24 protein-coding genes are annotated in these 26,356 nt (G+C 32.1%); 11 read left to right on the forward strand and 13 right to left on the reverse strand.

The features are described 5' to 3' along the window. Positions 1-26: 26 nt before the first annotated feature. The 6 genes from EAH81_RS27315 (at position 27) to EAH81_RS01290 (ending at position 10,311) form a co-directional block, all read left to right on the forward strand. The gene (locus EAH81_RS27315; RefSeq protein WP_161595772.1) at positions 27-203 is read left to right on the forward strand and encodes a hypothetical protein; all 177 of its coding nucleotides are present in this window, start codon (positions 27-29) and stop codon (positions 201-203) included. A 51-nt stretch (positions 204-254) separates the two neighbouring features. Continuing rightward, positions 255-1,964, forward strand: coding sequence for a S8 family serine peptidase (locus tag EAH81_RS01270; RefSeq protein ID WP_140502874.1), 1,710 nt, complete (start codon positions 255-257; stop codon positions 1,962-1,964). Next, positions 1,961-4,165 carry a lantibiotic dehydratase family protein gene (locus EAH81_RS01275; protein WP_140502876.1) on the forward strand — a complete coding sequence of 735 codons (2,205 nt, stop codon included), beginning with the start codon at positions 1,961-1,963 and terminating at the stop codon, positions 4,163-4,165. Before EAH81_RS01270 ends, EAH81_RS01275 begins: the two co-directional genes overlap by 4 nt. A gap of 1 nt (position 4,166) precedes the next feature. Continuing rightward, on the forward strand, positions 4,167-5,015 hold the full coding sequence (locus tag EAH81_RS01280; protein WP_140502878.1) for a thiopeptide-type bacteriocin biosynthesis protein: 849 nt from the start codon (positions 4,167-4,169) through the stop codon (positions 5,013-5,015). A gap of 664 nt (positions 5,016-5,679) precedes the next feature. Next, positions 5,680-8,874, forward strand: coding sequence for a SusC/RagA family TonB-linked outer membrane protein (locus EAH81_RS01285; protein ID WP_140502880.1), 3,195 nt, complete (start codon positions 5,680-5,682; stop codon positions 8,872-8,874). 12 nt (positions 8,875-8,886) lie between these two features. After that, on the forward strand, positions 8,887-10,311 hold the full coding sequence (locus EAH81_RS01290) for a SusD/RagB family nutrient-binding outer membrane lipoprotein (RefSeq protein ID WP_140502883.1): 1,425 nt from the start codon (positions 8,887-8,889) through the stop codon (positions 10,309-10,311). A gap of 160 nt (positions 10,312-10,471) precedes the next feature. Here the strand turns inward: EAH81_RS01290 and EAH81_RS01295 are convergent, their stop codons facing one another. Both EAH81_RS01295 and EAH81_RS01300 read right to left on the reverse strand, forming a co-directional pair. Next, positions 10,472-11,086, reverse strand: coding sequence for a YdeI/OmpD-associated family protein (locus tag EAH81_RS01295; protein ID WP_140502885.1), 615 nt, complete (start codon positions 11,084-11,086; stop codon positions 10,472-10,474). 185 nt (positions 11,087-11,271) lie between these two features. Continuing rightward, complete coding sequence (locus tag EAH81_RS01300; RefSeq protein WP_140502887.1) at positions 11,272-11,718, reverse strand: hypothetical protein; 447 nt, start codon at positions 11,716-11,718, stop codon at positions 11,272-11,274. 188 nt (positions 11,719-11,906) lie between these two features. On the opposite strand from EAH81_RS01300, the gene EAH81_RS01305 reads away from it, so the two are divergent. Continuing rightward, on the forward strand, positions 11,907-12,677 hold the full coding sequence (locus EAH81_RS01305) for a Ku protein (RefSeq protein ID WP_140502890.1): 771 nt from the start codon (positions 11,907-11,909) through the stop codon (positions 12,675-12,677). On the opposite strand, the gene ligD is transcribed toward EAH81_RS01305, so the two are convergent. The 8 genes from ligD to EAH81_RS01340 all read right to left on the reverse strand — a co-directional run bounded on the left by ligD (position 12,674) and on the right by EAH81_RS01340 (position 20,034). Next, entirely contained in the window at positions 12,674-15,214 is a 2,541-nt protein-coding gene (gene ligD, locus EAH81_RS01310; protein WP_140502893.1) for a DNA ligase D, read from the reverse strand. The genes EAH81_RS01305 and ligD overlap by 4 nt on opposite strands. After that, entirely contained in the window at positions 15,201-15,686 is a 486-nt protein-coding gene (locus EAH81_RS01315) for a hypothetical protein (RefSeq protein ID WP_241676487.1), read from the reverse strand. Before EAH81_RS01315 ends, ligD begins: the two co-directional genes overlap by 14 nt. Positions 15,687-15,989: 303 nt before the next feature. After that, the gene (locus tag EAH81_RS01320; protein ID WP_140502895.1) at positions 15,990-16,247 is read right to left on the reverse strand and encodes a hypothetical protein; all 258 of its coding nucleotides are present in this window, start codon (positions 16,245-16,247) and stop codon (positions 15,990-15,992) included. A gap of 251 nt (positions 16,248-16,498) precedes the next feature. Then, positions 16,499-16,975: a hypothetical protein gene (locus EAH81_RS01325; protein WP_140502898.1), complete on the reverse strand. Its 477-nt coding sequence runs from the start codon at positions 16,973-16,975 to the stop codon at positions 16,499-16,501. 18 nt (positions 16,976-16,993) lie between these two features. Then, positions 16,994-17,125 (reverse strand): hypothetical protein, encoded by a 132-nt coding sequence (locus EAH81_RS27995; RefSeq protein WP_262711740.1) that lies wholly within the window; start codon positions 17,123-17,125, stop codon positions 16,994-16,996. A gap of 139 nt (positions 17,126-17,264) precedes the next feature. Further along, positions 17,265-17,594 (reverse strand): DUF1508 domain-containing protein, encoded by a 330-nt coding sequence (locus tag EAH81_RS01330; protein ID WP_140502900.1) that lies wholly within the window; start codon positions 17,592-17,594, stop codon positions 17,265-17,267. A 138-nt stretch (positions 17,595-17,732) separates the two neighbouring features. Next, positions 17,733-19,742 carry a sensor histidine kinase gene (locus tag EAH81_RS01335; protein ID WP_140502903.1) on the reverse strand — a complete coding sequence of 670 codons (2,010 nt, stop codon included), beginning with the start codon at positions 19,740-19,742 and terminating at the stop codon, positions 17,733-17,735. An 88-nt stretch (positions 19,743-19,830) separates the two neighbouring features. Next, positions 19,831-20,034: a hypothetical protein gene (locus EAH81_RS01340; protein ID WP_140502905.1), complete on the reverse strand. Its 204-nt coding sequence runs from the start codon at positions 20,032-20,034 to the stop codon at positions 19,831-19,833. 5 nt (positions 20,035-20,039) lie between these two features. Between EAH81_RS01340 and EAH81_RS27320 the strand changes: the two genes are divergently transcribed. Then, entirely contained in the window at positions 20,040-20,201 is a 162-nt protein-coding gene (locus EAH81_RS27320; protein ID WP_161595773.1) for a hypothetical protein, read from the forward strand. Between the two features lie 170 nt (positions 20,202-20,371). Here the strand turns inward: EAH81_RS27320 and EAH81_RS01345 are convergent, their stop codons facing one another. Further along, positions 20,372-21,085 carry a LytR/AlgR family response regulator transcription factor gene (locus EAH81_RS01345; protein ID WP_140502908.1) on the reverse strand — a complete coding sequence of 238 codons (714 nt, stop codon included), beginning with the start codon at positions 21,083-21,085 and terminating at the stop codon, positions 20,372-20,374. 96 nt (positions 21,086-21,181) lie between these two features. On the opposite strand from EAH81_RS01345, the gene EAH81_RS01350 reads away from it, so the two are divergent. The 3 genes from EAH81_RS01350 to EAH81_RS01355 all read left to right on the forward strand — a co-directional run bounded on the left by EAH81_RS01350 (position 21,182) and on the right by EAH81_RS01355 (position 23,690). Then, a complete protein-coding gene (locus EAH81_RS01350; RefSeq protein WP_140502910.1) occupies positions 21,182-21,838 on the forward strand; it encodes a response regulator in 657 nt (218 codons plus the stop codon). 259 nt (positions 21,839-22,097) lie between these two features. Beyond that, on the forward strand, positions 22,098-22,268 hold the full coding sequence (locus tag EAH81_RS27325; protein ID WP_161595774.1) for a class I lanthipeptide: 171 nt from the start codon (positions 22,098-22,100) through the stop codon (positions 22,266-22,268). A 237-nt stretch (positions 22,269-22,505) separates the two neighbouring features. Further along, a complete protein-coding gene (locus EAH81_RS01355) occupies positions 22,506-23,690 on the forward strand; it encodes a lanthionine synthetase LanC family protein (protein ID WP_140502913.1) in 1,185 nt (394 codons plus the stop codon). 434 nt (positions 23,691-24,124) lie between these two features. Here EAH81_RS01355 and pgl read toward each other — a convergent pair whose 3' ends face one another. Both pgl and zwf read right to left on the reverse strand, forming a co-directional pair. Further along, positions 24,125-24,841: a 6-phosphogluconolactonase gene (gene pgl / locus EAH81_RS01360; RefSeq protein WP_140502915.1), complete on the reverse strand. Its 717-nt coding sequence runs from the start codon at positions 24,839-24,841 to the stop codon at positions 24,125-24,127. After that, positions 24,822-26,354 (reverse strand): glucose-6-phosphate dehydrogenase, encoded by a 1,533-nt coding sequence (gene zwf, locus EAH81_RS01365; protein ID WP_140502917.1) that lies wholly within the window; start codon positions 26,352-26,354, stop codon positions 24,822-24,824. The genes pgl and zwf overlap by 20 nt, the downstream gene beginning before the upstream one ends. Positions 26,355-26,356 lie beyond the last annotated feature (2 nt).

Raw genomic sequence — 26,356 nt, forward strand, 5'->3', positions numbered from 1 at the left:
AATAGTAAACAAAAAATCAATTTAAGATGAAAACGAAAAACGAAAAAAAAGAAGTTAATAAATTTGGTATAGAAAAATTTGAAATAGCAAAATTAAAAAACTTGCATTTAATTGTTGGAGGAATTGACCTTGAGAAAGATGATCCAGCCGATACAAATGATCATAAACAAAAAAAAAATTCAAGTGAAAAGTGCCAAAAATAGTATTTTTTGAAATTTATTAATCTGTGTAAAAAATTAAAATCAACACTCTTCATGTTTAAATTATTTTGTATAATTATTTTGGTTTTTTCTCTTTTAATAAGTTGTAAATCAAGTATAGAATCTAGTAATTATTCTAAAAACATTGTATTTAAAAAACAATTAACAACTTTAGAGTTACAAACATGGTATCAAAAAGATTACCTAAAAGATAGTATTCCAGGTATTTCGCTAGATAAGTGGTATCGTTTAAATAAAAAAACACTGAATAACAAAAGCATTATTGTAGCCGTAATAGATACACAAATTGATATAAATCATGAAGATTTGCAAGGACAACTTTGGACAAACAACAAAGAAATCCCAAATAACAACATTGATGACGATAATAATGGCTATGTAGATGATATAAACGGATGGAGTTTTACCGGAACTAAAAGTGGAGGTTATGTCGTTTGGAACAGATATGAATATGTTCGTATTATTCAAGAATGGGGACCATTATTTAAAGATAAAACAGAAGCTCAAATTGATCCTAAAGATCTCTATAAGTTCAAGGAATATCTAAGAGCTTTAAAAAAGTTTAATGAGAAAGATGAATATTCAAAAAATTGGTTAAAGTCATTAAATCATGACGTTGCTATTTATCCTTTGGTAAAAGATACTCTAAAATATTTTTTCCCAAAAGAAGATTATACATACAAGCAATTAGATAGTCTTTATAAAAAATATAAAATAAATGATAAAAGATACAGACAAAGACGTGATGATAATGATAAAGATCTAGGAGCATTAATATCATATATGATGGTTAATTTTGAAGTTGACGAAAGCACATTTGAAGACTTAGTAGATCAACAAACTCAGCTTGATTCTATTGTAAATAAAAACCTGAATATTGATTACAACGAGCGTTTACTAATAGGAGATAATCCTAATATTTTAGAAAAAGGCTATGGTAATAATAATGTCAGCAATAATAAAGCAGGACACAGACCTATCCAGGATCATTGTACAAAAATGGCAGGAATTATTGGCGCCAATAGAGAAAACAATATAGGTATAAAAGGAATAGTCCAAAATGTTAAGATAATGCCTTTGAATATTTCTCCATCTGGAGATGAGCATGACAAGGATATTACTATGGCTATACGTTATGCTGTAGACAATGGAGCAAAAGTCATAAATATGTCTTTTAGCAAACAGTTTTCATTGCATCCGGAATGGGTCAAAGAGGCTATTAAGTATGCTGAAGAGCACGATGTATTATTAATTCGCAGTGCCGGTAATGAAGGTGATGATATTGATAAGGTAATATATTATACAACAGACACTAATTTTGATGACCATAAAGAATTTTGTTCCAATTTTATGGTAGTAGGGGCTGTCACCCGAAAGCTGGACAGTACTTTTGTATGTGATTTTTCTAATTATGGGAAACAAAATGTTGATTTATTTGCTCCCGGAGATGATATATATTCAACTGCCGCGGGTAATACATATAAATATGATTCAGGCACCTCAATGTCTGTTCCGATGGTTTCTGGAACTGCCGCTTTAATTTGGCTGTATTATCCAAATCTTACTGCTGCACAAGTCAAACAAATCATTATGGATTCAGGAACATCTTATAATTTACAAGTGATTGTGCCGGGAACAGAAGATAAAAAATTACCGTTTTCGGAATTATCAAAATCAGGAAAAGTATTGAATGTTTACAATGCAATGTTGCTTGCTGATAAGGTCAGTAAAAAGAAAAAATGAGATCAACTTTTAAAATTAGACCTTTTACTTCTTACGTTTTGAGGACTCCTTTATTGCCTTTGTCATCGTATCTTAACACAATTGAAAACTATTCGGTAGAAAAAGCAAAAGGACTTTATCAAGATTCTTTAATCAAAGAAGCTATTAATTTGGCTTCGCCCGATTTAATAAAAGAATTGGATAAATGGATAAAAGATGACTCCAATCTATCTGACGAAAAAGCAAAAAAGTTAGAGATTACATTTTTAAAATATTTAGCCAGAATGTCCTCTAGATGTACGCCTTTTGGCCTATTTGCTGGTTGTTCAATAGGGATAATAACTACTGAAACGGAAATTATTCTGGAAGATTCTGTGAATTTTATACGGTTTACTCAGTTTGATATGCAATTCTGGGTGGCTTTATTACAAAATATTGCCAAACGAGAAATAGCAATTTCTCAGTTAAGATATTTTCCCAATTCTTCTATTTACGAATTGGGGGATTTTTACAGATATATAGAATACAAATACATACAAACAACGAGAGAACATACTGTTTCTGCATTGCGAAAATCTGATGTATTAAAAGAAATAATACTGAAAGCAAAATCAGGATTAACTATTGACGAAATGATTTCATTTTTGGTTGACAGTGATTCTGAAAAAGAAGACGCTCGTGAATTTATTATCCAACTTATAAATTTTCAATTTCTGGTCAGCGAATTAGATGCTGTTGTTACAGGTACTAATGAATTTGAAAGAATCTTATCAATTTTAAAAAATATTCCAAACCTAAAAAAAGAATATCAATTTCTGGAAAATAGTAGTAACCAAATTTTAGACCTCGATACTTCTTTAATTCCAACAGCAAATCAATACCAGAAAATTAAAAAAAACATTCATGAAGAAGGATTTGAATTTGATGAAAAATATCTTTTTCAAACTGACTTGAATGTTGCGACAATCGCAAATAGTTTAGATAGGGATATTGTAAAAAAAGTAATGCAAGGGCTTTCTTTTTTGAATGGAATACAGTCTAAAAAAGAATCTAACAATCTAAAGATTTTTGTTAGAGAGTTTTCCAAAAGATATGAATCACAAGAAATGCCGCTTATGAATGTCTTAGATACCGAAGCGGGATTAGGCTATCCAATAAATCATGAAATGAATGATTCTCATGAAATATTAGAAGGTTTCTCTTTTAAACAAAAGAAGAAAAAAAGCGAGAATCAAATCTGGAATTCATACGATTTTATTTTAGAAAAAAAACTTCAGGAATGCTTTTCAAATAATCAAACTAAAATTACTTTATCCGAAAATGATTTTCCAGATTTCGACGCTATTTTTGATTTTGTTCCTGTCACATTTTCGGCATTAGTTGAAATTTATGATGATGAAAAAATAGCCATAGAATCTTCAGGCAATGTAAGTGCTGCAAAATTATTAGGCAGATTTTGCAACGGAAATCCGGAAATTCATAATCTGACTAAAGAAATTGTTCTTCAAGAAGAAGCTTTTTATCACGATAAAATATTGGCTGAAATTGTTCATATCCCTCAATCCAGAACAGGAAATATTTTGCGAAGACCAGTTTTAAGAAATTATGAAATAGTTTATTTGGCAAATTCAGGCGTTGAAAAGGAAAATGTAATAGATTTGACTGATTTGTTTGTATCTGTCAAAAACGATAAAATTATATTGCGTTCAAAAAAACTGAATAAAGAAATTATTCCTTGTTTGTCAAATGCGCACAATTTTTCTAATAATTCATTACCGCTGTATCATTTTTTATGCGATTTGCAGTCGCAAAACACAAAACCAATCTTTAACTTTGATTGGGGAGTGTTAGAATCGCATTATAATTATTTTCCGAGAGTAGAATATAAAAAAATCATACTTTCAAAGGCTAAGTGGATACTAAACAAAGAAGATTTAGCACATTTTCTCGCAGTAAACAGTGCTGATTTGTTTGAAGTATTTGCAAATTGGAGAATAAACAAAAACATTTCGTTTTTAGTTAATTTGGTGGATTTTGACAATACATTATTATTAGATTTTCGAACAGAAATTGGAATTCAGTTGTTTTTGAAGTCTACTCAAAATAGAAGTAAAATTATATTAGAAGAATTTTTATTTGAAAATAATTCGAATATAAAAAATAGTTCAGGAGAAGAGTTTACAAACCAATTTATCATATCATTTTATAAAGAACAGTCATAAAATGCAAAGAAATTTTTGTTTAGGAAGTGAGTGGCTCTATTATAAAATTTATACTGGAGTTCAGACAACAGATCTTATTTTGCTTGAGAAGTTATATCCTGTTATTTCACAATTAAATAAAAGAAAAATCATCCAAAGATGGTTCTTTATTCGCTACAATGATGATGATGCTCATTTTAGAATTCGATTTCTAATAGAAGACAAAAAGAATTTAGCAAAAGCTATTAATATGCTTTATCCGGTTATAAATGACCTGCTTCAGGAAAATTCAGCATGGAAAGTTCTAACGGATACTTATCAACGAGAACTGGAAAGATACGGGGAAAACACAATAGAAAATTCAGAATTTTTGTTTTGGAAGGATAGCGAAATGATAATCCAATATCTTTCCTTAAAAAAAACATTTCATGAAAAAGAAATGCCGCTTTTATTCAGTTTTTGTTCAATCGAATCATTTTTAAACTCCTTTAACTTATCAATTTCAGATAAATTAAACTTAATGAACAGCTTGCAAATTTCTTTTAAAGAAGAATTTGAAGCAGATAAAATATTAAAAAAGGAACTTGACAAAAAGTATAGAGRATTATTACCTACAATAGAGCATCTTTTTTCGGAAACATCTAAAAATAATTTTCCTTCTTTTTTCGAAATCATAGAAACAAAAAAGAATCAGATTGCAGAAAAGGCATCAGAAATTGAAGCTGTACTTCAAATTCCGCTTCATGATTTTTTGTCAAGTCATATTCACATGATGCTAAATCGACAATACACTTCCAAACAAAGAATGTATGAATTTGTTATTTATGATCATTTATGTAGGTACTACAAAGCTCTAAATTATAAGAGGTAAGACAATTCTATTACTCTTTATCCTAAAAATATACTCCTGTAAATTTATAAGTATTATCGATTGATAACGCTTCTTTTTTGCTATAACTTGGTTTTAATAACCTTTATAATCTCCAATTTAGCCTTATCAAATTGGTAAATTTCTTACACTATAAAAAAATCTCCAAAATTATTAACTCTTTTGTTTTTAGTGATTTAAAACTTTACTAAAATTTTAATTAACATTTTTTTTGCAAAAAAAACGATTAAACTTTTGATGTTAATATTTTTAATATACTTTTGTTCTATCAAATTAGTAGAACTTAAAGCAATAACACAAAAAGATTAAAGATTATCCAAGACATTTCACTTTGAACAGGAACCATCAGGTCATTTAAACTGTATGAGTTGTCGCTCTCAAAAATTCTTCAATCTCAAATTCATATAAAATTTTAATAGGAGGGAACCTTAGTTTCGGGGTTATAATCTTGTAAAAAAACCAAGTTAAATAATAGTAATCCAAAATAAAAAAAATGAAAAAACGAATGCATAGCTGATAAAAAAAAACCATTTCCGTTGCAGCAGAAATGGTGAAGCTTAAAGAAATTGTACATCTCTGATAAGGAAAGCGATAGTGGAGTAAATCCGTTTTCGGCTCACCTTATTTATTAAACTAAAACAAAGTAATGAAAAAAAAATTAAATAGATATGCATTGTTATGCATTTTGTTGATTTCCATAGGGATTAAGGCACAAGAAACCAAGCCGTTGATCCAATCCAGACTTGAAGGAACGGTTGTAGATGCTATTACAAAGGAGCCTGTTATTGGTGCTTCGATAAACATAAAAGGGACTACTCACGGGGTTGTAACAGATTTAGATGGAAAGTTTTATTTCCAAACAGGACAAAAATTTCCTTATACATTAGTAATAAGTTATCTGGGATATAAAAAAGAAGAAACTGTAGTTACTCAAAATTCAGTTGTTATTGATCTTACGCAGGAACAAAATGCTTTGTCAGAAGTAGTCGTTACCGCACTGGGAATTTCAAAAGAAAAGAAATCCTTGGGATATACTACTCAGGCAGTAAAAGGCAAGACATTATCGGATACTAAAGAAACGAATTTTCTAAATAGTCTTACCGGTAAACTGGCAGGCGTACGTATCACTAATTCGCAAGGAGATATGGGATCTTCGCGTATTATTATTCGTGGAGAAACTTCTATCGCGGGAAATAATCAGCCCTTATTTGTGGTGGACGGAGTTCCGGTTGATAACTCTCAGTTGAGTACTGTTGGAGGAGCAGCTGCTTCCCGTGATTTCAAAAATGCGATTGCCGATTTAAATCCAAATGACATTGAAACATTAACAGTATTAAAAGGTCCTAATGCTGCGGCCCTTTATGGATCTCGAGCTGCGCATGGTGTTGTTTTGATTACGACAAAATCAGGAAGAAATCAAAAAGGACTAGGTATTAGTGTTAGCTCTGGAATAACGATTTCTCAAGTGGCTACATTGCCAAGATTTCAAAATTCATTTGGACAAGGATCAAACGGAAAATTCAGTTATGTAGATGGTAAAGGTGGCGGAGTTAATGATGGAGTTGACGAAAGCTGGGGACCTAAAATGGATGGACGCCTTATTCCTCAATTTTATTCAAATGGTGTAGCAGTGCCGTTTGTAGCTCATCCTGATAATGTGAAAGATTTCTTTAATACAGGTCTTACTTATGATAATAGTATTTCTGTGGCAAAATCAGATGATAAATCAGATTTTCGTTTAGGAGTAAATAATCAAAAACAATTGGGAATTGTACCTAATAGTGAAATAAACAAAACAAATTTTACGATTAATACCAATTATCAAATATCCAAAAATGTAAAAGTAGGGGTGAATGCAAACTATATCGTTACTGATGCTCCGGCTTTGCCAGGTGGTCCAACGGGTAACCGTGCTGCGGGTGTAATGCTTCAGTTTCTTTGGTTTGGACGTCAGGTAGACATCAATGAACTTCAAAATAATAGAAATGTCAACTGGAACAATAGTTATTACAGCAATCCATATTGGAATGCGTATTATAATACTACAAGCCAGCAACGTAACCGTTTAATTGGTGATATTCATTTGGATGCAAAACTTGCCGAAGGTCTTAATTTTAAATTCCGTACAGGAGTTGACTACTATAATGATCGTAGAAAATATGAAATTAGATATGGTACAAACGGAACTCCTTTTGGTTCCTACGCCGAAGATGCTTATACCGTAAACGAACAAAATACGGAAGGTATTTTTACGTATACCAAAAAACTAAATGACGATTTTACTGTGGATGCTCTCGCGGGATTCAATATTCGTAACCACAGCGATGCAAACAATTATCAAAAAGCACCACGTCTTGCTGTACCTGATTTATATACCTTAACGAATTCAAGAGATCCGTTGACATCATCAAATTCATTGGCAAGATTGAGAGTTTATAGTGCATATGCTTCGGCACAATTTGGGTATAAAAATTATGCTTTCTTAAACGTAACAGCCCGTAATGACTGGTCGTCTACATTGCCAAGCAATAACCGTTCTTATTTTTATCCTTCTTTTAATGGAAGTTTGGTATTATCTGATGCCTTGAATATTAAAAGTAATACACTTGATTTCTTAAAGTTACGTGGTGGCTGGTCTGAAGTTGGTAATGATGCAGATCCGTATCAATTGTCTACAGTTTATAATTTTCAAACTGCTTTTGATGGAAATCCAATTCAAACTTCTTCACAAAAGAAACTGAATGCGAACCTGAAACCGGAAACAACTCGCTCTACGGAACTTGGTTTGGAATCTTCTTTCTGGAAAAACAGACTGCATTTTGATTTTGCGTATTACAACACCAATAGTTTTGATCAGATTCTGGAAATAAAAACAACTGCGGCAAGTGGTTATACTTCGCAATTAATCAATGCAGGAAAAATAAACAATCACGGTATCGAAATTCAATTGGATGGAAATCCTATTCAAACTCAGGATTTCAAATGGAATGTAGCTGTAAATTATTCAAAGAATATCAGCAAAGTAGAAGTTCTTGACTATGATAAACAGATTCAAAATTACACAATTGGTTCATCGGGAGGTGTTGATGTATTGGCATCTGTAGGACAAGCTTACGGAGCACTTTATGGAACTGCTTATCAACGCGATTCAAACGGAAATATAGTGGTTGGTGCAAATGGATTGCCAAAAGCTGATCCGCAAAAGAAAGTATTGGGACATTATACTCCGGATTATTTAGCGGGTGTTACAAACACATTGACGTATAAAAATCTTGAATTTTCATTTCTTGTTGACGCCAGTGTAGGAGGAGAGCTTTTCTCAGGAACTAACAGAACAGGTATTTATACAGGTGTATTAGATTCGACTCTTCCGGGACGTGATGCTGCAAATGGTGGATTAAATTATTATACAACAGGTACAGGAAGTGTAAAAACTTTGCTTCCAACGGGTGCAACTGCTCCTGTTGGTTCAACAGCATATGATGATGGAATGATCTTTAAAGGTGTATATGCTGATGGAACTCCAAACACTTCAGTTCTTAGCGCTCAGGAATATTACAAAGCGTCATACAATATTAGTGAAGCTTATATTTATAGTTCAACTTTTGTAAAACTAAGAGAAGTAAAACTAGCTTATAATTTCAATAAATCATTTGTTAGAAAGCTGGGATTAGATGGAGCAAGTATTACTGCCGTTGGTCGTAACCTTTTCTTTATCTATAAAGATGCCCCAAATATTGATCCTGAAACAGCTTTCAATACCGGAAATGCACAAGGGTTGGAAAGTTTATCCTTGCCAACTACGAGAAGTTTTAGCTTCAATGTTAATCTTAAATTTTAAAAACACGAAATCATGCTAAAAAAACTATTATATACAACACTATTTGCATTGTCATTGATTTCTTGCAGTGATACTTTGGATGATATTAACAAAAATCCAAATGCAACCGAAACTCCATTGGCACCTTATCTGTTGACAGGAACATTAAAGCAGGGAGCAGATTTATATTGGGGATCAACAAATAATTTTGACTCGTCTTTGTTATTTGTACAGCATTGGGCAAAAATCCAATATACAGAACCGGACAGATATGATGTATCCAACACTTCTTTCACAACTTTGTGGAACACGGGATATTCGACCTTGATTACGGATTTGAACACGATTCTGAATTTCTCGAATGAACAGGCAAATTCAAACTATAAAGGAATTGCACTGACGCTTCGTTCATGGACATTCTTGTTATTAACAGATGCTTACGGAAGCATTCCTTATAAAGATGCGGGTCAAAAAGTGACACCGACATACAATACTCAAAAAGAAGTTTATACGGGATTACTCGAAGATTTGAAAAAAGCCCAATCTTTGTTAGCTACAGCAAACGGAGCTGTAACTGGAGATTTGGTTTATAAAGGTGATATTTTAAAATGGAAAAAACTGGTAAATTCCCTTCGTTTGCGTATCGCGTTGAGAATTTCAGACAAAGAACCAGCTTTAGCAAAACAAGCTGCGATTGATGCAACCAGCGATGGAGCAGGAGTATTAAGCAGCAATGCCGATACTTTTCAGTTTATTTACACCAGTTCACCACAACAAAATCCAGCTTCGGCATGGTTTGAAACACGAGATGATTATCGTATTTCGAAAACATTGGTCGATAAATTATATGCATTATCAGATCCGCGTTTACCAGTTTATGCGCAGTTGCCATCAGATGCAAGCGTAGGTAAATATGTTGGAGGTGCTAACGGATTATCAAATAGTGATGCCAATAGTCAGGGTTTTGCCAAAACATCAAAACCAGGTAAATACTTTCTGACTTCAACATCGCCGGCTGTTATTGCTTCTTATTCAGAAACATTATTCAATCTTTCTGAAGCAGTAGCTCGTGGATATATTGCCGGAGATGCAGAGCAACTTTATAAAAGTGCCATTACGGCTTCATTAAATCAATTTGGCATTACTGATGCAACCACTATTTCTACTTATCTTAATCAGACAACGGTGAAATATGATGCAACAAATTATGCCAAATCGATAGGGGAACAAAAATGGATTGCATTCTACGGACAAGGTCTTGATGCTTTTGTGGAGTGGAGAAGGCTTGATTATCCAGTATTGACAGCCGGTCCGGCTACGGTTTTGGACGGAAAGATTCCTTCTCGTTTCTTTTATCCGGGTACAGAACAGTCGTTGAACGGAAGTAGTTATCAGGCAGCAATAGCAGTTCAGGGAAAAGATTTACTTACTACAAAACTTTGGTTTGATGCCAAATAAACTGGATTTCGAAAGAAATATTTGATTATAAAAAAAAGCTAAATCGAAAGATTTAGCTTTTTTTTTATTTCAGAATTTACTGTGTTTTTTAGGACAAATTGATAAAGGTTTACGACTCATACGGCTAAAAATGATTCTCTAATTAGCATTACAGTTTAATTTATTTTTTTGCGTATTGCCAAAATCTCCCTTTTCCTTCTGCAATCCATTCCAGTGATTGATCGATTCGTTTTTGTCTTGTTGCATCTGTTTTAGCGTCGATTATCCAAACTAAATAGTCTTTACGATAGGAATCTGATTTTGATTCCCAAACTTCTTTTGCTTTTTTATTTACGTTAAGCGATTCCAGTAAATATTCAGGCGTTTCAATTACTTTTGGTTTATCCGAAACTTGTTTTTCTTTTTTAATTCCCTTCTCATTAATTGTCATTGCTTCCTTAAGAAGCGAAACCAAAACTTCCTTTGATGGCAATTCAGTAACAGATTTCAGTTTATCCATATAGCCAAATTTCTTTCCTGCTTTTACACTTTCTGCAATTTCTTTGTCTTTTAGAAACTCTGCTTTGTACAGGCTAAACGAGCAATGATTTTTAAAACCTGCAATCATACACAAATGATCGTCTTTGTAGGAGTAATGAGGTGTTCCCCATTTAATATCTTCTGCCGCATCTGGACAGGTCTCGTGAATAATTTGTCGTAAATATTCCAGAATTGGTTTTGCAAAGTCTTCTGATTTTGCAATATATTCATCTACTTTCGAGTTTAGTTGTGCCATTTTGGGTCTGTTTTAATAATGGATTTTTTTGGTTCTGTCGCATCTAAAGCTAATTCCCGTTCTAGAGTCTTTCAAAATTATTAAATTAATTAATGCAAAAGATCATTATTATTAAGACCGTTTATTTTGAATTTAGGTTTATTTTAAATTATTGGCAGACGTTGATAAATTTGATTTAAAAAAAATCACTGTAAAATCCAGTCTACAGAAAAAGCAGTAATGATAAAAAGATTGTGCATAAAAACAAGCTGTAGATAATATCCTTTAAAATTTACAGTATGAGCAGATGGTATAATTTCGATCAGAAAAGTCCAGCTTATAATGCGGATTAAGCCATTGATTAAACCTATAATAATACTCGTTGTCCAGGAAATTTCTCCGAATTCACAATAGAATAGAAGGTAATAAATGGTTGCAAAACAAAGTCCAAAGCTATGATGCAATATCTTTCCGGCTCTTAGTTTGGCTTTTAGAGGTAAATCTATATCAATAGCAAAAAGAAGACTTGTAAGCAGGGCAGGTTCCTGATAAAATTCGTTGTCTGGTGTTGATAAAGCTTTATTAAATATTTTTAGAATACAACAGGTTAAGAGCCAGGAAATAAGAATTTGAAAAAGTAGGTGTAAAATCATAAAGGGCGTAAAATTTTTTTACACCGCCAAATATAATGCGGAAAGCGTTAAAAATAAAATTAAATTGGAAAAACAGTTCGATAGAAAAGGGAATCAAGTTCTAAATTTCGTAAAATATTTGAAAGATTATGTAAGAACCCATTAACAGGGATGAATTAAATTTAGAGTAATTTTTAATTCAACTAATTATGAGATCAATATGGACAGGGGCTATTAGTTTTGGTTTAATTAATATTCCAATTAAATTATTTTCAGCAGTTCAGGAAAGCAATCTGGACATGGATATGCTCGATGAAAAAGATCATGCCAATATAAAATTCAAACGTGTAAATGAGAAAACAGGCAAAGAAGTCACTTTTGCAAATATTGTAAAAGGGTATAAAATCGATGATAAATATGTAATTCTTGAAGATTCAGATTTTGAAGCGGCAGATGCTGAAAAAACAAAAACGATAGACATTGAAAGTTTTGCTTTTGAAAAAGAAATTGAAAGTATTTATTACGAACAACCCTATTATCTGGAACCTGACAAAGGCGCTATGAATGCTTATGCGTTGCTTCGTGATTCACTTGCAGCTTCTGGTAAGGTTGGTGTAACTCGTTTTGTTTTGCGTAATAAAGAAAGTCTTGCTATCTTAAAACCGTATAAAAATGCCATTGTTCTAAACAGAATCAGGTTCGAACAGGAAATTAGAAATACGACGGATTTAAAACTTCCTGCAGCCTCAAAAGTAAAAACAAAAGAACTGGATATGGCGAATAAATTAATTGAACAGCTCACGGAGAAATTCGATATCAGTACTTTTAAAGATGAATACACAGCGAAGCTTTTGGAAATAATTAAAAAGAAAGCCAAAGGAAAAGCTCCCAAACCAACTAAATTAAAAGTCGTTCACAAACAAAGTGACGATTTAATGAGTATGCTTAAAGCCAGTTTAGAAAGAAAAAAATCTTCTTAGCTATTTTGTCTTTCTTCCAATTTTTTAAGAATGTGTTTAATGTTGGTACCTTTTGACAGAATTGGCGCCCACAAATCTCCTTTTTTCTCAAATCTGGACAATACATTATTAATGGTAAATTGCGACGGATGCAGTTTTTCATTCACCTCATTCCATTCTAAAGGTGTTGAAACAGTCGCACCCGGTTTTGGTCGGACAGAGTATGGAGCTGCCAAAGTTTGCCCTCTGCGGTTTTGCAGATAATCAATATAAATTTTGTGATCTCTCTTTTTAATGCTGCGTTCAAGTGATGTGGTTTCAGGTAAACGCACTTGGATTTCTTTTGCAAGTAGTTCAGCAAGGATTTTTATAGAATCATAATCGTATTGTGCTCCAAGCGGTATATAAACATGCAATCCTGAGGCACCCGAAGTTTTGCACAGGGACTCGGTTTCTAATTCATCCAACACTTCTTTTACTACCAATGCCGTTCTTACAACTTCCTTAAAATCGTCTTTATCAGGGTCAATATCAATCACCAGCCAATCCGGATTTTCAATGTGCTGAACAGTAGAATTCCAGGGATTAATTTCGATACAACCAAGATTTACCATGTACAATAAAGTCTCTTTGTCATTACAGATCAGATAGTTTACAGTTGCATCGTTCGATTCAGAAAATATTTTTTTAGTTTTCAGCCATGACGGTATTTTTTCAATATCAACATCTTTCTGATAAAAACTCGGAGCATCGATTCCGTTAGGAAACCGATTCATTGATTCCGGACGATTTTTAAGATAAGGCAATATCAGAGAAGCAACTTCATTATAATATTGCACAATATCACCTTTTGTAATTCCATCTTTTGGGAAATATATTTTGTTTTGATTGGTGAGATGAAGTACGGTTTTTCCAACTTTCAAATCATAATCATTTTCTGTTTTATTTACGGGTGATTTAGTTTTCATTTTTTCTTCTTTTAAAGGAGTATTATTAACATCATATGTTACAAAAACTTCAGATGGTTTTTTATCAATTCTAAGACCGAGATAAACCGGATGTCTGAGGTTTTTATCCTGAGTCCATTCAGAAAATTTTATCTGACAAACCAGTTTGGGCTTCACCCATTGAATTTCATCTCTCAGATTAATTTTTTCGCTAAGCGGAGATTCAGTAATAAAAAGAGGTTCTAGTTTTGTGTAAAGTTCTTTCAGCGTTGATTCAGAAAAACCAGTTCCACACTTTCCAATATATTCCAGCCTTTTTCCATAATACTGGGCAAGCAGCAACGCACCAAAATAATTGCGTGAATTTTTAGGTTTGGTAATCCCAATGATGATAGCTTCTTCCTGATTAGAAGTTTTAATTTTTAGCCAGTCGCTGCTTCTTTTATTGGGTAAATAAATACTGTTCGCTTTCTTGGCGATAATACCTTCTTCCTTATTTTTTTCGGCTAATTCAAATTGTTTTATTCCTTTTTCGAAAGTATGTTCTGAATAAAAGACATTCGTAAAATCATATTTATTAAAGAGTATTTTAAGTAATTCTTTTCTCTCGAGCAAAGACAATCCCGTGATCTGGTTTCCATCTAAATACAAAAGATCAAAAACGTAATAGTTTAATTTTCCCAAGCCTGTTTTAAGATAATTTTGAAGCAATTGAAAGTTTGCTTTTCCCTTTTCGTCTTCTACTACAATTTCGCCATCTAAAACCGCAATATGATCGATTTTCTTCAACTCATCTGCAACAGGTTTAAAAGGAATATCAAATGAGATTTCATTCCGGCTATATAATGCTACTGCATTTGGATTTATTACTGCAATGGCACGATAACCGTCATATTTTTTTTCAAAAACCCAATCTGAATCATCAAATGCCTCCGTTTTTGTATTGGCTAACATTGGTTTTATAAAAGAAGCCTTTTCTAAGGAAAGTTTAGTCTTTTTTTTTAAAGGTGTTTTTGCTTTATCTTCCGAAATTAACTTTTCTGATTTTTTTTCTAACTCCTCTAATGGTCTTCGTGATAGTACAGATTTATCTTTGGTCAGGATGTCAAGATGTGTTGCATACTCATCGTTTTTTTTAATTAATAACCATGCATTTTCTTGTTTGCCCGGTAATTTTACCAACGAATATGCTCCTTTAAGTTTTTCTCCTTTCAGAATAAAACTCAAATGTCCTTTTTTAAGATGAGCCATCAATGTTTTCTCAGGATTTTCAGATGATTCTTCCGGTTCATACGTTCCATTGTCCCATACAATTACATTTCCGGCACCATAATTTCCTTCCGGAATTGTACCTTCAAAATCTTTATAACTATACGGATGATCTTCGACCATTACGGCAAGACGTTTAACAACAGGATTCGTTGACGGACCTTTTGGGATTGCCCAACTTTTGAGTACGCCATCCATTTCAAGTCTAAAGTCATAATGCAAATGAGATGCGGCATGTTTTTGTACCACAAAAATCAGTTCACGTGCAGATTTTCCAATTTTGCCTTGTGGCTCTTGAGTTTTTTTAAAATCTCTTTTCTGATTGTATTTAGATAGTGACATATGTTTTTGCAAGTATTAAAAAGGTTAATGAAAGAGAGTAGAAAGCAGTCGCTGTAATACCAAAAATTAAGTGAGCAAAAAATAGCTGCAGATAATAGCCTTTGAAATCAATTTGAGGCTGATGATTACTTATTTTAAAAATAAACATCCAGCTAATAATGCCAATTATTCCGCTTATAGCACCCAATAACAAGGCACTTAAAATTGAGATTGGCAAAATATCACGAACCCAAAGGACATGATAAACGAATACAAATAAAAAACCAATCAAAAAATGAAGCAGCCATCCCATCGTTTTTTCTGATTTGACAGAGGATTCCATTTTGAATTTTGAGAGCACAAACGAAAGTAAAACAGGCTCTTTGTAGAGTTCCTGAAATTGTTTTGACATAAAATAACTGAACCATGTCATTGCTGCCGTTGCGATAATGGAAACTGTTAGAAGCTGTAAAAAAGTGTAAAAGTCCATCATTCAATATTTTATAGATTTGAAGTAATAAAATGAAAGAAGAATATACTTCCTATGCTTTTTTTAAGATTCAGAAAGTACATTAATCGTGTAATTATGAAAGTTCAATTAAACACATAGAAACATAGATTTTAAATGTAAAAAAGAACGCGAAAAGAAACACATTTCTTTCATATAGCTATGTGTATTTTAAATAAGTGAAACGCCCTTTTTTAGGAAAGAAATCTATGTTTCTATGTGTTAAAAATAATTACACCCAAAGAGTTAATCTTAATTATTTTTCTAGTTTGAATCTTTTCAAAATCATCATTCTTGTGGTTCTTCTATTTTCGAATCAGACGAAGAATGAGATAGTTTTTTATAGCAGCCAACCGCTAAAAGAGGCAATGCCCATTTGGCGATCCAGGAACCTACAGAACGTTTTCCGGCAATCTTTAAAGTTGCGCCTAACAAAAAGGAACCAGCAGCACAATACAATATTTTATTAACGGATATTGGAGAAGTTTTTTTTTCTGAATAATAACCCGGATTTTCACGAGTTTGAGGATTTAAGATATTTTCCATGATATTTAAATTTAAATTGAACAATTTCTTTTCAGTTTGTACTTTTAAATAATCAAATTTAGGAGCAATAATATGTTTTTTTTTATACAATTAAGGTTTGTAATTTCATAATTATCAGACTTCTAGTGGATTTTTTATGAAAGTAACTGTCATGCACCAAATACTGAAACGGACGAATGAAATTCGTAGGTAAATAAAATAAAAAACCATTAGTAACGATTTACTAATGGTTTTTTTAGGAATGATAAAAATTAAAATTTCCGCGGATTATTAACGGGATCCACTTCTTCAAGATCCTGATCAATATCAAATTCCTGGTCATATTCATTTCTTTTCAGTTGATCTGTAGCAAAGCTGTCTATTTCGCGATCATTTTCGTCGTAATCTTCTTCAAGATCATCGTCAATATCATCTGGGTTAATATCCTCCTCATCAATGTCATCGAGATCGTCTTCATCTTCATTCCAATCATCATCATCTCTTTCAAGAGAATTTGAGAATTGTTCGTCCAGATTATCCTGATTATTTGTAATGTCACTGTCTTGATTTACAATTTGTTGTTCTTCCAGCTTTTCCCTTTGGTATTCGTCGACATAACTTTCGTTTTCTTCGGGATTGTAACTATCGGCAGTGTTATTATTTTTATCCGAATTGGATCTGATATCATCTTCAGGATGATAAAAATTACGGTCATCCCGACCGTAATTTCGATTGTTTTCTGTTATCATACTAATATGACTAACGGTTTATTTTTTAGTCATTGACTTGTGACTGTCATTAGACTTAGTGCTTTTTGAAGCAGTTCCTTTTGCATCAGATTTTTTAGCTGATGTTTTTGCACCTGTAGTGCCGCTGTTTTTTTGATTTGAAGTGTTCATAATAGTTAATTTTAATTAATAGTTAGAAAAAATTCCTTTCAATAAAATATTGAACCTGAAAGCTTTAATTCAAAATTAACTTTAAAATGAAAAACTTACTTATAAAATAAAAACTGAAAATTATATAATTATAATTGGTTTAAGATAGATCTTCTACATCTGCAATTGGTGCTATTCTTTTTATTCTTTCAATAACCTGTTCTCTGGAAAAAGTACTTTGGTATTTTGGGCTTATACCAATAGCCTGTCCGTTTTTAGATTTAAGATAAAAATAAAGTTCCCAGTCAACAGTTGTTTTTTTCTGGTATTTAGCTGCGTCCTGCGAATAGATTCTTAAAAGTTCAATGGCTTTTTTACAGCTAATTTTTGCTGCATACTCCGAGCTTAACAAAAGGATATTTCCAGCTTTAGATTTTAGCATAACCTGATATTTCCCGCAAGGTTTCTTGGTAATTACAAATTTTCCCATTTCGATTTGGATTTAAGGATTCTATTGTCAATTTGGGGAAGATAAATATACAAAAAAAAGTATTTATTTCAACTTGTAATAAATCATTATTGTTTTAATGAAAGAAGATAAGATCAAAGCTAAAACAGCAATTTATCATTAAAATATCACTTCTATTGTAGTCCCTTTACCTTTTTCTGATGTTATTTTCATTTCTCCTTGCAGTGAATTGCTTCTTTCTTTAATATTTTTCAATCCCAGACCTTTTTTTGCTTTTTCAACATTGAATCCAACTCCGTTATCCCAAATGCGAATTGTTATTTTATCAGCAGTTTTCAATAACATTATATAACATCTGTCTGCTTTAGCGTATTTATTGATATTTTGCAGCGCTTCCTGAATGATACGATAGATATGGATTCTGTTAGTACTCGAAACGGTACACCAATCTATATATTTATCGACTGATACATCAAACTTTGTATTGTATTTATTTTGTTGTGATTCAACAAGATTTGTAATTATTTCAGGAAAACTTTTATCTTCAAAAAGTTGATTTTGTGTTAAATCATGTGAAACTCTTCGGATTTCGTTTTCTGTTTTTTCGAGTTCTTTTATCAGCTGATCTTTTTTCTCAATTTGGTTTGGATCCAATTGAATTAAATTAAAACGCGTGGTAAAAACACTATTTACAATACCGTCATGCAATTCCATTGCAATACGATTTCTTTCATCATTACGCGCTTGTTCTGTTTCCGATTGATGTTTTAGCATCAATTGGTATATTTTTTCGTTGGCTTCTTGTTGTTCATGTATGAAAACCAGCTCTCTATTTTTGGATTTAAGACGGTACATGATAAAAAACACAAAGAATAATAGTATTATAAGTGATGTTAAAGTAATAATGTATCCATCACGTTTTATCAACACACTATTTTTTTCTTCGACTAAATCAGTTTCATAAGCAATTCTTGCAAATTTATTTCTTGTTATTTGTTCAACTTCTTGTAAGCTGTCATTAATTTTAAAATATTCTTTGTTATAATAGTTTTTGTTTTTTGAATCATTCTCCATTAAGAGTTTTAAAGATTCAATTGTAAAAGGACTACTTTTAATTTCTTGTGACAGCAAAAGTCCTTCTTTCAAATAAGCTAATGCTTGGGTTTTATCATTTTTATAGAGGTAATATTGACCTAAATTAATCTTGCTGGATACTATACCAACTGCAATATCAAGACTGTCTCTTATCTTTAAGGATTCAAAAAGTAACTTTTTAACTTCTTTAAAATCACCGGATTTCATTTTTGAATAAGCAAGATTATCCAATAACATCGCATACGATTTGGGATAATTGTTTTTTATATCTTTTGTTTTCAGACCTTTATTATACAAACGTATTGCTTCTTGATATTTTTTCTGTTTTTCATAAACCCTTCCAATATTATTAAAACAAGATATTCTGGATTTTTCAATTTTATCTTTGGGATAATTTTCTCTTTCCAGTTTTTCCAATTGATTTAGAGCTAAGTCAAAATATTTTAAAGATTCTGCAGCGTTATTTAGTTCTTTTAATGAAAGCGCGATTAAAATATAACATTCATAAACCAATCTTGTATTTTTGGTTTTTACAAGTAATCTCAAAGCGTCTACAGCTTGTATTTCACTTTCAGAAAAAATACCGGCATCATATAAAATACCTGCTTTGTATAATTTTGTTCTGCCAATGTTTAGCGTATCTTTTACCTGACTATATACTTTTTGTGACTGAGAATAGTAATTAAAAGCACTGTCTAATTGTGATTTTGCATCATAATAATCTCCAAAATAGTATAATGATTTTGCCACTTGGGCATCATCTTTATCTTTGACAGACAAATAATGGACTTTTTTTACTACAGTCAGAAATTTATCGTATTTATCGATACCGTAGTATTTACTGGCAATTTTAAAATATAAATTTCTATTGACAGAATCGTTTTTATGCTTCAATAAATGATTGTAGAGAGTATCTATTATCTTCTCTTTTTCGTCATTTTCAGCAGAGGAAGAATCAAGAGCTTTTAAAGCTTTTGTAACATTTTGTTTAAATTCAGGTGTTTTACTTTTATTTTGACACGCTGTAATTTGCAAAAAAATAAGGAGTAATACTATTTTGAATTTTGCTTTCAATGGTTTTTGAAATGAGAATTATATTCCCAAAAATAATTATTAATAACCAGATAACATCTTTAATTATCTGGTTATTAAATAAAAAAAATTATCCCTGACTTTTATCTTTATCGTCAACACCTGCCACATTTGTAGTCGTACTTCCTCCCGGATTACCAGTAGAAGCCGATGGAGAAATTTGATCTCTATTTTTTAAAGTTTCTGTTTTGGAATTCTCAACAGGATCTGCAGTACAAGATGACATTAAGATAACAGCCGTTATACAGCTAAATGCAATTATTAGGTTTTTCATAAAAAATGTTTAAAAAATTAGAAATATTTTATCGTGGCATTATCCTGAATGGAATACCTTTTTTAGAAAAGTCGGGAATTGACAATTCAGAAATATTAAAAATGACACTGCAAAAAACAGCTGTTTCCCCATTTTTAATACTTATTTTAGAAGCTTCTGTGGTTTAAAACTGTTGCAAATTAAAAGGTTATAAAAGAGGAAATGTTGAATTTCAGACAGCTTATAGTAAGACCGGCTGATGTAAGAGGTTTAGGTAGAATCTAAGTGGTGAAACGGGAGTATTTGGAATAGCTGTTTTGTCGAATTATGCAAAAGAAAACATATTCTTAAATGAAATCTAGATATTAATTTTTCTGATTATAGCATCAATATTGTCTTTATAAGTCAATGAAAATGGCAGTATTTCATTGTAATTCAGGTAACATTTTGATTTACTTAAATGTATTCTGGATACATGATTGATGTTTACGATATAACTTTTATGAATCCTTAAAAAGTAGAAGGGTAGGGTGCTTTCAAAATGTTTCAATGTTTTAAAAGCGTTAACTGTTTTACCATTTTCCATCAGGATATCAGTTGTATTATTATCAGCTTTCAAATAGGCAATGTCTTGTAAAGCAACAAAATGATAATCACTGTAAGACTTGATACAAATAGATGTCGCGATATTTGGAGGATTTCTTTTTTCGAATTTAAAGAGCATTTTTCCTAATTCATGCAAATGCAATGGTGAGATTATATAATCTGAAAATCCCGATTGTATAGCATCAAGCGCATAATCTGGTTTTGAAGCCAAGCCAATAAAGTAGGGAATGCAGTCCAGATATTGAAAAGATTCTGCTATAGTTTTAAAAAGTTTAGCTGCATCATTAGATTTAGCAGGAATTCGAACAATTACCAATTGTGGTTTTACTTTTATAATTTGGTTTATGGCCGATTGACTATCTTTGACATTTCCTACACAGAAATAATTAGGAAAATTGTCAAAGAGTTCCAATGTTTCCTTGACATTAGTGGCATCATCGTCGATAATAAGAAAGGAAAATCGCATTAAACTATAGTAAGAATAGGAACGCAAGCTAGCCAAATAAATATTTCTTTTGTTGCAGAAAAACTGTCTGTTTTGTTAAAGTTAAAAACTGTTTGAATGAATGTACTAATTGTAGATGATCATCCAATGACCGTAGAGGGCTATATAAGTGCGCTCTCGACGACTCCTTTTGTATTAAATTCTCCTGTTTTTTCAAAAGCTTATAATTGTCAGGAAGCCTATTATGCGGTAATGAGAAGTTTAGCAGCCAAAGAAGCATTTGACGTTGCTATAATTGATAAAGGTTTGCCGGGTTATGAAGAAAAATCTATTCTGTCCGGAAGTGATTTAGCAGCTTTTATTAAAGAGAAAATGCCAAATTGTAAAGTGATTATGATTACAGCACACACCGAAGTTCTTATTGTTTATGAACTCTACAAAAATGTGAGACTCGATGGACTTATCATAAAAAACGATATTACTCCGGATAAGTTACAGCAAGCTGTATTAGAGGTTCTTGATGGTAATACTTACAAAAGCATCACCGTAAAAAACTGTATCAATGAAATATGGAAAAAAGAGTTGATGGTTGAAGATTACAACCGTCAAATTCTGTTCTATTTATCCAAAGGGTTTAAAATAAAAGAGTTAGAAGGAGTTATCTTTTTAACCACAAGTGCCATCCAAAAGCGCGTCATCCGAATGAAAAAAGTCTTTGACGTTACTGACGACTCCGGTTTAGTAAAAGAAGCTATCAAGCAAGGATTTATTTAAACTCCAATTTAAATTTTAACAATATTGATCTTAAAACAACCTTCTTTGTTAAAGGTTGTTTTTGCTATATAAACAATTCATCTCTTCTTTATATGTTTGATGAAGATTATCAATTATGCTTCTTTTTAACGAAAATCAAGTGCACATGGGCATTTATTGAGACGAGCTAATTGAAAATTTTTATAATTGGTGTTATATAAAGGAGAAAAATTTAAAATGGAACCACGTAAAGGTGCTACACAAACGACATAAAAATATCATGAAAAAAGTAAAATTCGAAGGAAAATTAAACCTAAACAAAGTTATAGTTGAAAAATTGAATAATGACCAAATGAAAAATGTTGTTGGAGGAGGTAATCATTCTAAACAACCATCAACAACTAGATTTACTATTAATACTTACGGATTATGGTGTACGTATTCAGGCTAGAATTTTATAATTTCTAATACTTTTTGCACCTTTTTGTTTTATCCTTATAAATGAGAATGAATTAAATTACAAGATCAGATAAAAATGAAATTATAATAAGCACAATAAAGTGTTTTTATTAAACCAGTTATAAAAACAAAATAATAATTCTTTAGCAAACGGAGTATTCATATTAATTAATTGTGATAGCGCTAATAAAATTGGTTGAAGAATTTAGTGATATTTAATTGAAAAATAATGTGGAAAAAAATTATAAAAAACGAGACCTTAGTAATTAAAGCAGAGAGAAAGTTAAAGGAAATTTCACAATCCTTCAACAACTACAATGAAACAGATTGCTCTTTGTTTTTAGGACAAGCGGGATTTGTATTATTCAAAGCTTATTATTCAAAACATAATGAACACCCGAATAATAGTAAGGCTTATGTTCAGGAATTATTTGATTATTTTGAGAATCCGGATGATTTAAATTTCTCTTTTGGAATTGCCGGAATTTTACATGCTCTTCATCATTTGGAGAAAGAAGATTTTTTTGATTTTGATGACAATATTAGCGATTTTGATTACTCAATTTTTTACGAATATATATCAAATGACAGATCTTTAGATTTTTTACATGGCAATACAGGAGTTGTATTTAGTCTTCTGGAACAAAAAATTGATTCCAAATACGATTATTTGTTTGATGCCTGGTTAGCCTCCATAGATAAAATACAAGAAAATGATCCTGATTTTTTAAAATGGAAAGTAGGCTTTACTTTATCAAAAGATGAAAAACCTATAGAGGGATATTCTTTTGGACTTGCTCATGGCGTTCCATCTATAATTATCATTTTATTAAAATTATTTGACAGAAAGAAAGAATTTAAATTGTTAAAATACTTGAGAAAAAGTATTGATTTTTTACTAAGCGTTCAATATGAAAGTTCGTCGGATTTTTATTTCCCTACCCAAATGGTGAATGATGTCAAAACCGAGAGTAATTTGGCATGGTGTTATGGCGATTTAGGAGTCGCAATGTCAATCTATCTGTATGCTAAGTATTTTGACAAAAGAGAATTGGTAGATTTTGCATTAGAAATATTTACAAAACATTCATCAAAAAGAGATTTTCTTACTTATACCGTTGTCGATGCAAGCATTTGTCGCGGAAGTGTTGGAATTGCACATATCTATGCAAGAATGTACAACTATACTAACATTGAATTATACAGAGAAACGGCCGAATATTGGTACGGAATCACTTTAGAAAAAGCAGAATACCTTGATGGAATAGCAGGATATAAACAATTTCACGGTAAAGATGTTCCCTTAGTCAATGAATTTGGTTTGTTTGAAGGAGTTGCAGGCATTGGACTTTCCTTGATTAGTGCCATCAGTAATATTGAACCAAAATGGGATAATACCTTATTATTATCATAAAAACATGAAATTTCATCTCAAGAAATCTATTAGTCTTAAGTATTGATTTTTAGTATTTTATAAAATTCAGGATTATTATCAAGATAAGAAAATACCATTATTACTTGCGTTGGATATTACAGCAACAATTATCAAAAATAATTATCAGAAGCATAATCTAAAATCAAAAAGTTTATGTCTTTCGGCATAAACTTTTTGATTTATAGAACCCGTTGGGTGTAATGCATAAAAAATTAATTGGCACCCATAGAAACATAGATTTTATGTGTTTGAAAAAAGTAAATCAAAAAGAAATTCGTTTCTCACACATAGTCCCGAAGCTTCGGGATGTGTTAATGCAAGTGAAACGCCTTTTTTGATTTCAATAATGCTATGTTTCTATGTGTTAAAAATAATTGCACCCAACGGGTTATATAGATTATAAAAGCAATTCCTTAATTTGTTCCGGCGGCGCTTTTATCTACAAGAAATAATAATTCTCCGGAAACGGGTTTAATCAATTGCATTGGATAAGTTACAGGATTATATTCTCCTGTGGTTACTTCTTTTAATGCAGGTGCTTTTTTCTCGCCAAAAGCCACTACGATAATCTTTTCGGCTTTGTTGATTAATGGCGCAGTAAGTGTAATACGGTGCATTTTTTGAGGTTCAAGATAGTAGGCAGAAACCCATTTGTTTTGTTCTTCAAGTACTGCCTGACCGGGAAAAAGTGAAGCGGTGTGTCCGTCATCTCCCATTCCTAATAAGATAAGGTCAAATTTACCTTCATCTCCCAAGACATTTCTAATAGATTGTTCGTAGGTAACTGCATAATCTTCAGGTGTAACACCGTCTTTGTACATTTCAAATATATTGTTTTTCGGAATAGGGACGTGGCTCAACAATGTAGCGTAAGACATTTTTGCATTACTAAGATCATCGTCAAGAGATACCCAGCGTTCGTCACCCCAGAAAATAAAAACTTTACTCCAGTCAATTTTAGTTTTGTAATCGTCAGAAGCTAATAATTTGTAAATTCCTGCAGGAGAAGAACCTCCTGTAAGTACGGCTGTAAATTTGCCTTTTTCGGCAATTGCTTTTTGTGCAGCAGTTGTAAAAATATCTGCGGCTGCAGTATTAATTTCTGCAGTATTATTGTAAATCTGTATCATCTAGAACTTCTTCTTTTGTTTGTGTATTTGGAATCCATTTGTGTCCCTGACGCGCTAATAATTCGTCAGCTTCTTCAGGTCCCCAGCTTCCAGCTTTGTAATTTGGGAAATTAGTTGGTGCTGTAGTTTTCCATACCTGCTGGATCGTATCAATAGCATCCCAGGCTTGTTCTACCTGATCCCAACGCATAAATAGCGTAGGATCTCCCGCCAAAGCATCAGCGATTAACGTTTCATAAGCTTCCGGTGACATTGTAGAGCAGGAGAAATAATCAAATATCATTTCTGCCGGTCTCAACGAAAGTGAAAGTCCGGGTTTTTTGGTCATAAACTGAAGCTTAATATCCATCGCAGGCTGAATATTGATAATCAGTCGGTTTGGCGTCATGCCTTCTTTACCATAAGAAAAGGAGGAATGTGGCACAGGTTTAAACTGTATAATAATAGAAGATTGTTTTTCTTCCATTCTTTTTCCTGTACGCAGATAAAACGGAATTCCCTGCCATCTCCAGTTGTCCAGATAAATTTTCATGGCAACATAAGTTTCGGTATTAGAATCCGGAGCAATTCCTTTATCCTGACGATAACCCGGAACCGGTTTCCCTTTTATTTCACCTGCATCATATTGTCCTCTCACAATGTAATGATCTACTTCATCGGGTTTAATGCGTCGAATAGATTTTAAAACATCTGCTTTACGGTTTCGGATATCATCTGCTTCTAACGATGCAGGAGCTTCCATAGCCGTCATACATAAAATTTGAAGTAAATGGTTCTGAATCATATCTTTCAAAGCACCAACGCCTTCATAAAAGCCGCCGCGTTCTTCTACGCCAACTTCTTCGGCTACGGTAATCTGAACAAAATCAATGAAATTACGGCTCCATAAAGGTTCAAACATTGAATTTCCAAAACGGAAAGCAAGGATGTTCTGAACCGTTTCTTTACCTAAATAATGATCGATCCTGTAAATCTGTTCTTCTTTGAAAGTCTGCGAAAGCATTTCATTAAGCGCAATTGCAGAAGTTTTATCGTAACCAAAAGGTTTTTCAATAATAATGCGATCCTGTTTTGGATTAGCAGCAAGGCCAATTTTCTTAATATTACTCGAGATTGTAGTTATGAAAGAAGGAGTAATAGAAAGGTAAAAAAGACGATTGGCACGTTCTCCAAAAGCTTCATCAATACCATTTATCTTTTCATTTAATCTTTGATAAGATTCTTCTTTGTCAATATCAAGACTTTGATAGGTTATGTGAGATAGAAATTTTTGAGTTTCCGGATCAGATACACCTTTTTTTCTTGAAAAATTTTCTAAATTTTCTAAGACATAGCTGCGGAATTCTTCATCGCTTTTTTCGGCTCTTCCTAAAGCGATAATCTGAAACTTATCAGACATACGTCCGTCAAGATACAGATTTTGAAATGCGGGAAAGAGTTTTCTCTTTGCTAAATCTCCGGTTCCTCCAAAAATAACAATGATTGTTGGATTTCTATTTTTGAACTTACTCATTT

The sequence above is a fragment of the Flavobacterium pectinovorum genome (assembly GCF_006438875.1).
Classification (GTDB): domain Bacteria; phylum Bacteroidota; class Bacteroidia; order Flavobacteriales; family Flavobacteriaceae; genus Flavobacterium; species Flavobacterium pectinovorum_A.

Bases quoted from the DNA above. Each gene is read 5' to 3' on its own strand.
- EAH81_RS27315 (WP_161595772.1), top strand. From the start codon at position 27: ATGAAAACGAAAAACGAAAAAAAAGAAGTTAATAAATTTGGTATAGAA.
- EAH81_RS01270 (WP_140502874.1), top strand. From the start codon at position 255: ATGTTTAAATTATTTTGTATAATTATTTTGGTTTTTTCTCTTTTAATA.
- EAH81_RS01275 (WP_140502876.1), top strand. From the start codon at position 1,961: ATGAGATCAACTTTTAAAATTAGACCTTTTACTTCTTACGTTTTGAGG.
- EAH81_RS01285 (WP_140502880.1), top strand. From the start codon at position 5,680: ATGAAAAAAAAATTAAATAGATATGCATTGTTATGCATTTTGTTGATT.
- EAH81_RS01290 (WP_140502883.1), top strand. From the start codon at position 8,887: ATGCTAAAAAAACTATTATATACAACACTATTTGCATTGTCATTGATT.
- EAH81_RS01295 (WP_140502885.1), bottom strand. From the start codon at position 11,086: ATGGCACAACTAAACTCGAAAGTAGATGAATATATTGCAAAATCAGAA.
- EAH81_RS01300 (WP_140502887.1), bottom strand. From the start codon at position 11,718: ATGATTTTACACCTACTTTTTCAAATTCTTATTTCCTGGCTCTTAACC.
- EAH81_RS01305 (WP_140502890.1), top strand. From the start codon at position 11,907: ATGAGATCAATATGGACAGGGGCTATTAGTTTTGGTTTAATTAATATT.
- ligD (WP_140502893.1), bottom strand. From the start codon at position 15,214: ATGTCACTATCTAAATACAATCAGAAAAGAGATTTTAAAAAAACTCAA.
- EAH81_RS01315 (WP_241676487.1), bottom strand. From the start codon at position 15,686: ATGATGGACTTTTACACTTTTTTACAGCTTCTAACAGTTTCCATTATC.
- EAH81_RS01320 (WP_140502895.1), bottom strand. From the start codon at position 16,247: ATGGAAAATATCTTAAATCCTCAAACTCGTGAAAATCCGGGTTATTAT.
- EAH81_RS01325 (WP_140502898.1), bottom strand. From the start codon at position 16,975: ATGATAACAGAAAACAATCGAAATTACGGTCGGGATGACCGTAATTTT.
- EAH81_RS27995 (WP_262711740.1), bottom strand. From the start codon at position 17,125: ATGAACACTTCAAATCAAAAAAACAGCGGCACTACAGGTGCAAAAACA.
- EAH81_RS01330 (WP_140502900.1), bottom strand. From the start codon at position 17,594: ATGGGAAAATTTGTAATTACCAAGAAACCTTGCGGGAAATATCAGGTT.
- EAH81_RS01340 (WP_140502905.1), bottom strand. From the start codon at position 20,034: ATGAAAAACCTAATAATTGCATTTAGCTGTATAACGGCTGTTATCTTA.
- EAH81_RS27320 (WP_161595773.1), top strand. From the start codon at position 20,040: ATGTTTAAAAAATTAGAAATATTTTATCGTGGCATTATCCTGAATGGA.
- EAH81_RS01345 (WP_140502908.1), bottom strand. From the start codon at position 21,085: ATGCGATTTTCCTTTCTTATTATCGACGATGATGCCACTAATGTCAAG.
- EAH81_RS01350 (WP_140502910.1), top strand. From the start codon at position 21,182: ATGAATGTACTAATTGTAGATGATCATCCAATGACCGTAGAGGGCTAT.
- EAH81_RS27325 (WP_161595774.1), top strand. From the start codon at position 22,098: ATGAAAAAAGTAAAATTCGAAGGAAAATTAAACCTAAACAAAGTTATA.
- EAH81_RS01355 (WP_140502913.1), top strand. From the start codon at position 22,506: ATGTGGAAAAAAATTATAAAAAACGAGACCTTAGTAATTAAAGCAGAG.
- pgl (WP_140502915.1), bottom strand. From the start codon at position 24,841: ATGATACAGATTTACAATAATACTGCAGAAATTAATACTGCAGCCGCA.
- zwf (WP_140502917.1), bottom strand. From the start codon at position 26,354: ATGAGTAAGTTCAAAAATAGAAATCCAACAATCATTGTTATTTTTGGA.